This is a genomic window from Devosia sp. SD17-2 (assembly GCF_029201565.1).
Classification (GTDB): domain Bacteria; phylum Pseudomonadota; class Alphaproteobacteria; order Rhizobiales; family Devosiaceae; genus Devosia.
The window spans coordinates 2697230-2709165 of sequence record NZ_CP104002.1; the positions used below are offsets into that span (position 1 = coordinate 2697230).

14 protein-coding genes are annotated in these 11936 nt (G+C 62.9%); 8 read left to right on the plus strand and 6 right to left on the minus strand.

Annotation, left to right across the window (positions count from 1 at the left end; translation table 11 throughout):
* Positions 1–213: 213 nt before the first annotated feature.
* A complete protein-coding gene (locus tag NYQ88_RS13185; RefSeq protein ID WP_275651596.1) occupies positions 214–1128 on the minus strand; it encodes an esterase in 915 nt (304 codons plus the stop codon).
* A 131-nt stretch (positions 1129–1259) separates the two neighbouring features.
* Between NYQ88_RS13185 and NYQ88_RS13190 the strand changes: the two genes are divergently transcribed.
* The 7 genes from NYQ88_RS13190 to folK all read left to right on the plus strand — a co-directional run bounded on the left by NYQ88_RS13190 (position 1260) and on the right by folK (position 6447).
* Entirely contained in the window at positions 1260–1511 is a 252-nt protein-coding gene (locus NYQ88_RS13190) for a GlsB/YeaQ/YmgE family stress response membrane protein (protein WP_275651597.1), read from the plus strand.
* A 200-nt stretch (positions 1512–1711) separates the two neighbouring features.
* Positions 1712–2710, plus strand: a complete 999-nt coding sequence (gene cysP, locus NYQ88_RS13195; protein ID WP_275651598.1) for a thiosulfate ABC transporter substrate-binding protein CysP — start codon at positions 1712–1714, stop codon at positions 2708–2710.
* Between the two features lie 189 nt (positions 2711–2899).
* Positions 2900–3736, plus strand: a complete 837-nt coding sequence (cysT, locus tag NYQ88_RS13200; RefSeq protein ID WP_275651599.1) for a sulfate ABC transporter permease subunit CysT — start codon at positions 2900–2902, stop codon at positions 3734–3736.
* Position 3737: 1 nt separating this feature from the next.
* Positions 3738–4541, plus strand: a complete 804-nt coding sequence (gene cysW / locus NYQ88_RS13205) for a sulfate ABC transporter permease subunit CysW (RefSeq protein ID WP_275651600.1) — start codon at positions 3738–3740, stop codon at positions 4539–4541.
* 226 nt (positions 4542–4767) lie between these two features.
* Positions 4768–5628 carry a dihydropteroate synthase gene (gene folP, locus NYQ88_RS13210; protein WP_275651601.1) on the plus strand — a complete coding sequence of 287 codons (861 nt, stop codon included), beginning with the start codon at positions 4768–4770 and terminating at the stop codon, positions 5626–5628.
* 1 nt (position 5629) lies between these two features.
* The gene (gene folB / locus NYQ88_RS13215) at positions 5630–6013 is read left to right on the plus strand and encodes a dihydroneopterin aldolase (RefSeq protein ID WP_275651602.1); all 384 of its coding nucleotides are present in this window, start codon (positions 5630–5632) and stop codon (positions 6011–6013) included.
* Positions 6013–6447 carry a 2-amino-4-hydroxy-6-hydroxymethyldihydropteridine diphosphokinase gene (folK, locus tag NYQ88_RS13220; RefSeq protein ID WP_275651603.1) on the plus strand — a complete coding sequence of 145 codons (435 nt, stop codon included), beginning with the start codon at positions 6013–6015 and terminating at the stop codon, positions 6445–6447. The genes folB and folK overlap by 1 nt, the downstream gene beginning before the upstream one ends.
* A gap of 37 nt (positions 6448–6484) precedes the next feature.
* Here folK and NYQ88_RS13225 read toward each other — a convergent pair whose 3' ends face one another.
* The 4 genes from NYQ88_RS13225 to crcB are packed head-to-tail and all read right to left on the minus strand — an operon-like array spanning position 6485 to position 9294.
* The gene (locus NYQ88_RS13225; RefSeq protein ID WP_275651604.1) at positions 6485–7261 is read right to left on the minus strand and encodes an ATP12 family protein; all 777 of its coding nucleotides are present in this window, start codon (positions 7259–7261) and stop codon (positions 6485–6487) included.
* 1 nt (position 7262) lies between these two features.
* Complete coding sequence (locus NYQ88_RS13230) at positions 7263–7928, minus strand: HAD-IA family hydrolase (protein ID WP_275651605.1); 666 nt, start codon at positions 7926–7928, stop codon at positions 7263–7265.
* Positions 7925–8914 carry an RluA family pseudouridine synthase gene (locus NYQ88_RS13235; RefSeq protein WP_275651606.1) on the minus strand — a complete coding sequence of 330 codons (990 nt, stop codon included), beginning with the start codon at positions 8912–8914 and terminating at the stop codon, positions 7925–7927. The genes NYQ88_RS13230 and NYQ88_RS13235 overlap by 4 nt, the downstream gene beginning before the upstream one ends.
* Positions 8911–9294: a fluoride efflux transporter CrcB gene (gene crcB / locus NYQ88_RS13240; protein ID WP_275651607.1), complete on the minus strand. Its 384-nt coding sequence runs from the start codon at positions 9292–9294 to the stop codon at positions 8911–8913. The genes NYQ88_RS13235 and crcB overlap by 4 nt, the downstream gene beginning before the upstream one ends.
* Before the next feature lie 111 nt (positions 9295–9405).
* Between crcB and NYQ88_RS13245 the strand changes: the two genes are divergently transcribed.
* On the plus strand, positions 9406–10521 hold the full coding sequence (locus tag NYQ88_RS13245; RefSeq protein WP_275651608.1) for a patatin-like phospholipase family protein: 1116 nt from the start codon (positions 9406–9408) through the stop codon (positions 10519–10521).
* A gap of 97 nt (positions 10522–10618) precedes the next feature.
* On the opposite strand, the gene NYQ88_RS13250 is transcribed toward NYQ88_RS13245, so the two are convergent.
* Entirely contained in the window at positions 10619–11935 is a 1317-nt protein-coding gene (locus tag NYQ88_RS13250) for a replication-associated recombination protein A (RefSeq protein WP_275651609.1), read from the minus strand.
* Position 11936 lies beyond the last annotated feature (1 nt).

The window sequence follows — 11936 nt, forward strand, 5'->3', positions numbered from 1 at the left end:
CATCTTGAAATGGAGTGTCCGATCTATCAGTCATTGAACCACCCAATACAGAATTCATGCGTCATGAGGCCCGTCACCCACGGACGGAAAAATGCCATTTTGATTTGGATAAAGTATTGAGCGGTAAAGATTAATTTCCAGCGCACCCAGACACATAAAGTTCCGCTGGGGTCACCGCGCGCAGCGCCATCCGCGCGCGGCATGAAGAAGCGATCAGCGCGAAAAGGCGTTGAACGGGTTATCGTGGGTGAGCCGCGTGATGGTCGTTTCATCGACACCGGCCTGCCGCAGGGCGGGCAGGAAGCTATCCACAAGGTGGGTATAGGGCTGCGGCGTGCCACCGCCCGGCAGCGCCGGATCATACCAGCCGCGGTCATGGCTGAGCATCAGGCGCTCGCCATGCCCCGCCTCAAGGGCGCGGGTCACCAGCGGCACCACCTCGGCGTCGGGCACGCGCCCGATATGGTCGAATTCGAGCCAGGCGCCCCGATCGAAGACTTCCCGATGGAGGCCAAAATCCTTCTCCTCCTGTGTGTGGATAGAGATGAAGCGCTCGGCCGAGCCGCCCTCCTCGGCGATGATGTCGAGCTGGTCGAGCACCACGCGCCCCTTGATGGTGTGCGAACCGATGATGGCGCCGGTGCGGGCAGAAGCCCGCGCGGCGGCGCGCAGGATGCGCGTTTCGAGCGGGGTTATGCCATCATCGCCGGCGCTGACCTTGATCCAGGCGGCGACGACCCCAGTGTCGCCGATACCGTCGGTGAGTTCGCCCACCATCCACTCTTCCAGCGCCTCAAGGCTCGCGTCAGCCACCCAGTCGGGGATCCACGGCTCGCGATAATTGCCGGTCGGCACCACGATGGGCATGCCGGTGGCTTGGGAGACGGCGAGGTCGATATCGACACGCAGACCGACGCCGCCGGTTGAACACTCGACCACCGCGGTGACGCCCTGGGCCTTGATCGCCTCGATCTCTGGCGCCATCAGCCGGATCACGTCAGCCGGATCGGCCTCGGCATAGCCTGGCTGGTCCGGGGTCCGCAGATCCACGAAGACGTGCTCATGCGGCAGGATCAGTCCAAGCTGGTCCCGGTGAAAGCGCCCCAAGGTTGTAATCAATTGTCGCATGGATATTCCCCCTCCTGGTCCAAGTGTGCGCGTCTGGAGGGCGATGTAAACCCGGTGCACGCTGCGTATTGTGTTTTCCCGGCACTGTGCCACGCTCACCACGTTACAGACTCAGCGCTAGGAGGAAGCAAATGGGTTTTGACGGAGTGGGCTGGATCGCTGCCATCCTGATCGGTGGCGTCGCCGGATGGCTCGCAAGCATGTTCATGAATGCCGGTGGAGGCGTGCTCAAGAACGTCCTTCTCGGAATTGTCGGCGCGATTATCGCCAGCCTGGTCTTCGGGCTTCTTGGCATTTCCTTCGGCGGTTGGGTCGGCTATCTCATCGCCGGCTTCATCGGCGCCTGCATCATCATCTTCATCGGCAGGGCTGTGTCCAAATAGGATTCTGCCGGCCGCCGCTGGCGGCCGGCTACACTGCAGGCAGGAAGAAATTGTCGCCGGACGGGTGCGCAGCGCAACGGCGTTTCGTGCGCCGCAAGGCCGGTAAATTACTCATCCGAACCAGCGTTTTAGCGCTTTACCCTTACGGAACGCCGTCGCATCACCAGTGCCAACACCTTCTTAAGTGCTGGAAAAGCGTCATGAACAAGCTGGTTACCACCGCCGCACTGGCCTTCGCCATCGGCAGCACCCCTGCCCTGGCTCAGCCGACCGATCTGCTCAATGTCTCCTATGACATTGCCCGTGAGCTCTACGAGGCGGTCAATCTGGACTTCGTGCCGCACTACAAGGCCGAGCACGGCGTCGACCTCACGGTCAACCAGTCCCACGCCGGCTCTTCGGCGCAGGCACGCGCCATTCTCGAAGGCCTGCAGGCTGATCTCGTGACCTTCAACCAGGTTACCGATATCCAGAAGCTGGCCGATGAGGGCTTTGTGTCGGCCAACTGGAAGGAAGAGTTCCCCAACAATGCCTCGCCCTATTATTCGCTGCCGGCCTTCCTCGTACGCGCCGACAATCCCAAGAACATCGCCGGCTGGGCCGACCTCGCCCGTGACGACGTGGCCGTGATCTTCCCGAACCCGAAGACTTCGGGCAATGCGCGCTACACTTATCTCGCCGCCCGCGCATGGGCCAATGAGGAATTCGCCGGCGACGAAGCGCAGGTTGAAGCCTATCTCACCAAAGTGTTCTCCAATGTGCCGGTGTTCGAGACCGGGGGCCGTGGCGCGACCACCGCCTTCACCGAGCGCGAGCTGGGCGATGTGCTGATCACCTTCGAGGCCGAAGTGCACGGCATCCGCAAGCTCCTGGGCGAAGACAAGTATGACGCTGTGGTTCCGGAAGTGAGCCTGCTCGCCGAGTTCCCGGTAGCCGTCGTCGACAAGGTCGCCGATGCCCGCGGCAGCCAGGAAATCGCCACCGAATACCTCAACTACCTCTATTCGCCAGCCGGCCAGGAAATCCTCGCTACCTTCTTTAATCGCGTCCATGACGAGGGCGTCGTCGCCGCTCATGCCGAGAGCTTCCCGGAAGTGCGCCTGCTGACCGTCGAAGACGCGTTCGGCGGCTGGGACAAGGTTTCGGCCGAGCACTTTGCCGAGGGCGGCCTGCTCGACAAGGTTTTCATCAACCAGTAGGCGGACACCCCCTCCCGCCCCCCTGATAGGGGGAGGAGCCGGCCGGTGGAACACCACGCTCACAACAAGCTCGATAGGTCCCTCCCCCTGCCAAGGGGAGGCTAGGTGGGGGTCTTTACCTCTCCACCGATCCCATCGCTAGAACTACCACGACGGCGGGCCTTGGCCCGCCTAAAGGCATAAGGGCCAATGGCGAACAAACGCAGCAAACATCTGCTGCCCGGTTTCGGGCTGACCATGGGCGTGTCCCTGTTCTATCTCACGCTCATCATCGTGCTGCCGCTGGCCGCCATGCTGCTGAAAGTGGCCGGCATGGGATTTCCCGAGTTCTGGCGCATCATCACCTCGAACCGCGCCCTCGCCGCCTATCGCATCACCTTCAGCTCGGCTTTCGTCGCCACGCTGATCAATGGCGTGCTGGGACTGCTGCTGGCCTGGGTGTTGACGCGCTACCGGTTCCCGGGCCGGCGCGTTCTCGACGCGTTAGTCGACCTGCCCTTCGCCCTGCCCACCGCCGTGGCGGGCCTCGTGCTGGTCACCCTCTTTGCCAAGACTGGCTGGTATGGCCAGTTCCTCGAGCCCAATGGGCTCAAGGTCAACTACACCCAACTCGGCATCATCGCGGCGATGACCTTCACGTCCATTCCCTTCGTGGTGCGGGCGGTCCAGCCGGTGCTCGAAGAGGTCGACGCTGATCTCGAAAATGCGGCGCGCACTCTTGGCGCGAGCCGCTGGCAGATTTTTGCGCGGGTGATCTGGCCGACGATCATGCCGGCCTTCATCGGCGGATGCGTGCTGTCCTTTGCCCGCTCGCTGGGCGAGTTCGGCGCGGTGGTCTTCATCGCCGGCAATCTCCCGGGGGTGACTGAAATCGTCTCGCTGCTGATCTACATCCGGCTCGACGAATATAATTACGAAGCTGCCGCCGCGCTGGCCTTCGTGCTGCTGGTCGTTGCCTTCCTCACCATGGCCAGCACCAATATGCTTGCCGCCTGGCAGACGCGTTATGCCGAGCGGAGAAGCTGAGATGGCCAATCGCTCGGTCGGGGAAATCGCCCTCATCTCCACCGCGATCGTGGCTGCGGCCGTCACCCTGGCGGTGCCGCTTGCTGTCATCTTCGCCTTCGCGCTGCGCGAGGGCCTTGGCGTCTATCTCGCCAATATCAGCCAGCCTCATACGCTGCACGCGATCTGGCTGACCGTGGTCACCGCGCTCATCGTGGTGCCGATCAATATGGCGGTCGGCGTCGCGCTGGCGTGGCTGGTGACCCGCTTCCGCTTTCGCGGCCGGAATCTGCTGGTGACGATCGTCGAGCTGCCCGCGGCAGTCAGCCCGATCGTGGCTGGTGTGGTCTATCTCTTCCTCTATGGCGGCCAGGGCCTTTTGGGTCCAACCCTGCAGGCTGCGGGGATGCAGATCATGTTCACGACGCTCGCCATTGTGCTGGTCAGCCTTTTTGTCACCGCCCCCTATGTGGCACGCGAGCTCATTCCCATGATGCGCCAGCAAGGCACCGAGGACGAAGAGGCAGCGTTGTCGCTGGGGGCCAATGGCTGGCAGATGTTCTGGCACGTCACCCTGCCGAATATCCGCTGGGGGCTGATCTATGGCGCGATTCTCACCAATGCGCGGGTGATGGGCGAGTTCGGGGCCGTGTCGGTGGTGTCGGGCGCCATTCGCGGGCAGACCAATACGCTGCCGCTGCAGATCAATCTGCTGTTCAACGATTTCAACGTGACCGGTGCGTTCGCTGCGGCCTCGACGCTGGCACTGATCGCGGTGTTGACGCTGGTGCTGAAGTCGGCGCTGGAGGCGTGGGAGGAGCGGTAGGTCGTCTGCGTGACGCAGGACACGAGATACCCCCTCCTAACCTCCCCTGATAAGGGGAGGGATACTTCCGAGTCGACTCCACCGCTGGTGAGCCACTGGCCGCCCCTCCCCAATCGGGGGGAGTCCGGGTGGGGGTAAGGGCGCGAACGCTGCCATAACCATGTCATGCTCCCCTCGCCTTTTCGGCTCCCGCCCGCTATGCCAAGCCCATTCCGGAGTGAAAGCCATGCACAGCAGCCACACAATCGCCCCTGCCAATCGACCACCGCTGGTGCTGGGGCGGCGCGCCCTGGTGATGGGTATTCTCAATGTGACGCCGGACAGCTTTTCCGATGGCGGGCAGCACGACCAGATCGAAGCGGCGGTTTCCCATGCCCGCGCCATGCTTGCCGACGGGGCCGACATCATCGATGTGGGCGGGGAAAGCACGCGGCCCGGCGGAGCACCGGTAGGCGTTCAGGAAGAACTCGATCGGGTTGTGCCGGTCATCCAGGCGCTGCGGGCAGCTGGAATCGCGGCGCCGATTTCCATCGACACCTACAAGCCCCTCGTCGCCGATCAGGCCATTCAGGCCGGCGCTGATATCATCAATGACGTCAATGGGCTGCAGGGCCCGCCGGAAATGGCAGAGATTGCCGCGCTCTATCAGGCGCCGGTGATTGCCATGCACTGGGACCGGAGCTGGACGGAAGAGACCGAGCCCGTTCCGGCCATGGCGGACTATTTCCATTCCACCGTCACCATTGCAAAGCGGGCGGGGCTGGCGCGCGACAAACTCGTGCTCGACCCGGGGTTCGGCTTTGCCAAGAGCCTCAAGCAGAACTACACGATCCTCCGGCAACTGGCTGATTTCAGATTCGATTTTCCAGATCTGGCGGTGCTGGTCGGCACCTCGCGAAAATCGATGATCGGCAAACTGCTGGACAATCAGCCCTCCGAGCGACTACCGGGGACGCTTGCCACCACCGCGCTCGGCTATGCAGCGGGTGGCCATATTTTTCGCGTGCACGACGTGCGCGCTAATCGCGATGCACTTCGGGTCGCCGAGGCGACACTCTACGGGCCGCCGGACACAGGAACAGTTTGACATGACCACCGCTTTTTCCGGCGACCGCATCATCCTTCGCGATCTTGGCTTCTACGGCTATCACGGGGTCTTCGAGGAGGAAAAGAAGCTCGGCCAGCGCTTTTTCATTGACCTCGAATGCGGCCTCGACCTGTCGGCTCCGGCTAGCAGCGACGCGCTGGGCCATACGATCTCCTACGCCGATATTTTTGACGTGGTGAAAGCGACGTTCGACGGCAAGCGCACCAAGCTGATCGAGGCACTCGGCCAGAATATCGTTACGGCGCTGTTCGAGAGCTTTGAGGAGATCAACTGGATCATCATCCGGGTCCGCAAGCCGGAAGCGCCGATTGCCATGGTGCGCGGCGAAGCGGCGATCGAACTCCACCGCGTGAGGCCGCAATAATGGCACGCGCCTGGCTCAGCCTCGGGGCCAATATCGGCGACCCGGCGGCGCAACTGGTCGAAGCGATCAAGCGGCTGGATGCCCATGCAGATATTTCGGTGACGCGGCAATCCTCGGTGATCCGCACCGCGCCCTGGGGCAAGACCGATCAGCCCGATTTCGCCAATATGGCGGCCGAGGTCGAGACCGATCTGGAGCCGGTGGACCTGCTCCATGTCTGTCTCGATATCGAGCGGGATATGGGTCGGGTGCGGCACGAGGTGTGGGGGCCGCGGCTGATCGACATCGACGTTATCGCCTATGAGCGGGTCGAGATGCACACAGGCCGGCTGACCCTGCCCCATCCGTTCGCGCATGAGCGCGAGTTCGTCCTCGGGCCGCTGCGGGAAATTGCTCCCGAGACGGCCGACTGGATCGTGGGCATTCGCAGCTGAACGTCGCGAATGCTAATAGTCTGCGAGCAACAAGCCCTTATTTGAGAGCTTCGACGACGGCAACGGCGATGTCGAATTCGACCCGGCGCTTGGCGCGGCGCTCGCTGGCTTCCTCGTCTTCACCCCACAGGCGGATCTGGTGATCCTCATCCACATGGGCGGCTGTCCAGACCTGATCGGGCGTGAACAGGCCATGCAGCAGGCCGATGGCAAGCAGGCCGGAACCGGTGATGCCGGTGATCGAGACCAGCGCCGTCAGCGACAAAAGCCCTTCATTTTCAAGGGCCAGGTCAAGCTTCCTCAGCGTCTCCGCAGGTTGCTCCTGATGGATAATGCCGATGGTCGGCTGGAAGGCGACGTCAAACTTGCGCGCAAGGGCGATGAGTGCACCGTCCCATTCGCGCTCCTGATCGGCGACCAGTTCCTGCGGGCTATCGGCCCGATAGAGCAGGAGATCGCCGGCCGCGAATTTTCCCACTTCGGCCCGGAATTCGGGGATTTTTTCATCGCCGCTCTCGACCGCCGAATTGATCAGGCGGACCATGGGCATGGTCGCCGGGTTGATGAATTCGCCCTGCGCCGCCCACTCCGCCGCCAGCGTCTGGGCGATGCTGAGGGCCGGAACGAAGATCGGGATCTTGTGGCCGGGTGTGCGTACCTGGCGGCCATCGAGCGTCACTGCATAGCCGTCGTCGACGCGGGCAACGTCGACTTCCTTATAGAAGCGCTTGGGAAGTTCGACCTTGTTGAGGTGCTGGGCGCGGCCGTAGCCGTCGTTCATATGCTTGTGGGCGTCTTCCAACTGGTCGCGCATGTCAGGCCTCCAATAGGGCGTCGATAGCGGCCGGCAGCTCGTGGTAGCTCTCCACCAGCACATCGGCTCCAGCGGCGATCAGCTCTTCGGGCTGGTGGTAGCCCCAAGTGACGCCAATCGCCCGGGTTCCGGCCGCTTTGCCCATTTCTATATCGAATGTCGTGTCGCCGATGATCACAGTGTCACGTGCCTCGGCGCCGGTCTCTGCCATGGCGCGGAGCATCATGCCCGGGTGGGGCTTGGACGGATTGTGATCCGGCGTCTGCAGGGTGACGAAGTGATCGGCGATATTGTGCATCGCGGTGAGACGGTGCACGCCATTGAGCCCCTTGCCGGTGGCGATGCCGAGGAGCGTGTCCGCCCGCGACCGCAAGAGGTTGAGGGTCTCGAGCGCGCCGGGGAAGAGCCCTTCCCGGCCTTCGTCGGTGAGGATGGCGGCGCGGTAATGCGCGCGGTAGTCATCAGCCAGACGATTGGCGAGATCGGTGTCGTCCGAGCCGAGCAGGCGGGCCATGGCGACAGGAAGGGACAACCCGATCACCCGGCGCGACTGCGCCGGGGTGGGTGGCGTCAGACCGGCCGAGGTGAAGGTCACCGTCATGTGCTCGGTGATGAGCGCCTCGGTGTCGATCAGCGTCCCGTCCATGTCGAACATGACAAGTTTCACGGAGCGTCCTCGGGATCGGTCGTCTGGACGTCGTAGCGGTCTGCTTCGAAGCCAAGGGCTTCAAAACTCTCGCGCATGTGTGGCGGCAAGGGAGCCGAAATGTCGAGACGCTTGCCGTTGCGCAGCGGCAGCGACAGGCGACGGGCATGAAGGTGCAGACCTTCGCCTAGGCCTGGGGCAGCCTGCCAGTTCTCGATGTTAAAGTAGCGCGGATCGCCGATGATGGGCGTGCCGAGCTGGGCCATGTGGACGCGCAGCTGATGGGTGCGGCCGGTGACAGGCTTGAGGGTGACCCAGGCAAAGCGCCGGCTGGCGGTGTCTGTGGTCGAGTAATAGCTCGAGGAGTGCTGGGCGCCGTGCGTGCCATTGCGCACGACGACCATCTGTTCCCCGTCTTCGGTCACCTGCTTGGCGAGGAAGCAGGAGATTTCGCCCTGACGGGGCGTCGGGTTACCGGCGACGATGGCCCAGTAAATCTTGCGGGCAGAGCGCGACCGGAACACCGAGCCGAAATGCTTGGCGGCAGCGGCAGTCTTGGCGACGATGATGCAACCGGAGGTATCGCGGTCGAGGCGATGCACGAGGCGTGGCGCTTCGCCTTGGGCGTTCGGAATGCTCTTCATGATGCCATCAAGGTGGCGCGTGGTGCCGCTGCCACCCTGTACGGCAAGGCCGTGGGGCTTGTTGAAGACGATGACGTCATCATCCTCGTAGAGGGTGATATCGCGCAGGAAGCGCACGTCTTCTTCATTGACCCGAAGCGGCTTGACCGTGCCGGGATCATCGATGGGCGGGACGCGGACGATCTGGCCGGCGGTTACGCGCGTGCTGGTCTGCGCGCGTGCCTTGTCGACCCGCACGTCGCCGTTGCGGATAAGCTTCTGCAGACGCCCAAAACCCAGCTGCGGGAAATTGCGCGCGAACCAGCGGTCGAGGCGCATGCCGTCTTCGTCTGGGGTGACTTCTTTATGTTGGACCGCGCTCATGCCGCTCCGCCTTTACTGATCAAGAGCCCGAGATATAGCCCGGCGAGGCAAACCACAACCGACAAGGCGACATAGAACAGTGCGTTTGCCAATTCGCCGCGCTCAAGAAGTGTAATGGCGTCGAGCGAAAAGGCCGAAAAGGTGGTGAAGCCACCCAAAACCCCGACAGCGAGGAAAAGGCGGGCCGCCTCCTGCCAGGGCGGCATGAACCGTGACAAAAGGCCGATGACGAGGCCCATGGCGAGCGAGCCCAGGATGTTGATCAGCAAGGTCGCGAGGGGGAAAGTCGTGGCGAAGTGGCGGCTGAATAAAAGGCCGAACCCATAGCGTGCCATGGCCCCGATGGCGCCCCCTGCCCCTACGAGAAGCACGCTGGCCATGGCTAATCTTCCCCTAACCAAGTGCGCGCAAAGCGCGACAATTTGTTTGCGCCATTCTCATTCCTCATCTCTAAGGTTCGATCAAATCTCAGGTATCGGAATTCTTGGCGCATGAACCGTCTGTTGAAATTCTCTGTCATCATGACTGTGGCCATCGCCTTGGGTGCCTGTTCCTTCGTGGCGCCGAAACGCGCGGCGATCCCCGCGGCCCTGGCCGACACCGCCAGCGTAGGCACTACGGCCAAGCTGCGCTATTGGGGCGACGACCCCGAGTTTGCCTTCAGCCATACGCGCGTTAAGCCGGGTTCGGACGGACGCGTTGATTTTCTTACCCTGTCTGGTGGTGGAATCAACGGTGCCTATGGCGCCGGGTTCCTCGTTGGCTGGTCGCAAAGCGGCAAGCGGCCGGAGTTTGAAGTCGTCACCGGAATCAGCGTGGGCGCGATCATTGCCCCCCTCGCCTTCCTCGGCACGCCCTATGACGAGCGGCTGAAGGTGGTTTTCTCGTCGCTGACCGAAGCCACCAATCCGGCGGCGGATTTCCTGTCGGCGGTGTTCGGCGCGCCGTCCATCCTCAGCAATGCACCGCTGCAGTCGGCGATCGCCACCGTGGTGGACGCGAACGTGCTCAACGATATCGCCAAGGCACACCGCGAGGGCCGGCGCCTTTATATCGGCACGACCAATCTCGACGCGCAGCGGCCGGTGGTCTGGGATATCGGCGCCATTGCCAACAGCACGCTGCCCAACCGTCTTCAGCTGGTCCACAGCATCATTCTGGCTTCGGCCGCCGTGCCCGGGGTTTTCCCGCCCGTGCTGGTGGATGTTGCCGCCCAGGGGCAGGCGTTCAACGAGCTGCATGTCGACGGCGGCGTGACCCAGCAGGTGCTGCTGATGCCCGGCGGCTATGGCAATCGCGGCAATGGCTCGGCCAAGCTCTATGTGATCTTCAACGGCGTGGTTGAGCCGACCCGCGAGACGGTGCAGATTTCGAGCGTGAACCTGTTGCAGCGCGCCGTGCCGACCATGCTGAAATATCTCGGTCGCGCCAATCTGGCCGAACTGGCCCATTCGGCGCGGGACAGCGGCGTCAGCTACCGCGTGACGGCAATCCCGGCTGAATTCCCCGAGAGCAGCAGCCTCTTCGGATCCCCACAATGGCTCAGCATGCTGTATGATTACGGCCTGCAAAGCGGCAAGGTCGGTGCGTGGCACCACAGCAACTGACCAGAAGAACGCCACTGGCCCCGGCCGGTGCGTTTTTCTTTTATGGGATCGCGATCGGCCGGATCAGGATAATGCAGACCGGACCCAAGGGGGATAACTAGTCCCTCGGCTTTGATTTCTCAGCACGAAGTCGGGCGAAATAGTCCATGCGCTTGCGCAGGTCGCGCTCGAAGCCCCGCTCCACGGGCTGATAGAAATTCTGCCGGCCGAGCTTTTCTGGGAAATATTCCTGACCGGAGAAGGCTTCGGGCGTGTCGTGGTCATAGATGTAGCCGCCGCCATAGCCTTCGCCCTTCATCAGCTTGGTCGGGGCGTTGAGAATGACCATTGGCGGCATCGGCGAACCCGTTGATTTCGCAAGGGAAACCGCAGCCTTGTAGGCGGTGTAGACCGCGTTCGACTTGGGTGCGAGCGCAAGGTAGACGACGACCTGCGCAAGGGACAGCTCGCCCTCGGGGGAGCCGAGCATCTGATAGGCGTCGCGACCGGCGATCGCCAGCTGCAGCGCCTGCGGGTCAGCCAAGCCAATGTCTTCAGAAGCCATACGGATCAAGCGCCTAGCGAGGAAAAGCGGATCCTCGCCGGCATCGAGCATGCGGGCAAAATAGTAGAGCGCGGCATCGGGATCGGAGCCGCGGATGGTCTTGTGCAGGGCCGAAATCAGATTGTAATGGCCGTCCTGCGCCTTGTCGTAAATCGGTGCCCTGCGCTGCACTATTGTTAGCAGACTGTTAGCATCGAGCGTCTCGTCCTGCGTAACAGAGGCGAGGATTTCCTCGACGAGCCCGAGCATCGCGCGACCATCGCCATCAGCGAGACCGAGCAGGGTCTGGCGGGCGTCCTCGGTGAGCGGCAGGGTCTGCCCGAGCAGGGTTTCGGCGCGGCCGATCAGCTTTTCGAGATCCTCCGGCCCAAGCGACTGGAATCGCAGCACCTGGGCGCGCGAGAGCATGGCGGCGTTGAGCTCAAAGGACGGGTTTTCCGTGGTGGCGCCCACGAGGACGATGGTGCCGTCTTCCATGACGGGCAGGAAACTGTCGAGCTGGGCGCGATTGAAGCGATGGATCTCATCCACGAAGAGCAGCGTGCGGTGGCCCGAGAGGCGTTCGAAGCGCGCTTTCTCGAAAACCTTCTTGAGGTCGGCAACGCCCGAGAAGATGGCCGAGATCTGTTCGAACTTGAAGCCGATCTGATCGGCGAGGAGCCGCGCGACAGTGGTCTTGCCGGTGCCGGGCGGGCCCCAGAGGATCAGCGAGCCCAGACGGCCGGACGACAGCATGCGGCGCAGCGTGCCACTGGGGCCAAGCAGATGCTCCTGGCCAATGACTTCGTCCAGCGTGCGCGGCCGCAGCTGGTCGGCCAGCGGGCGGGCCTTGTCGGTTTCTTGGGGATCGGCAGAAAAGAGATCGGACATG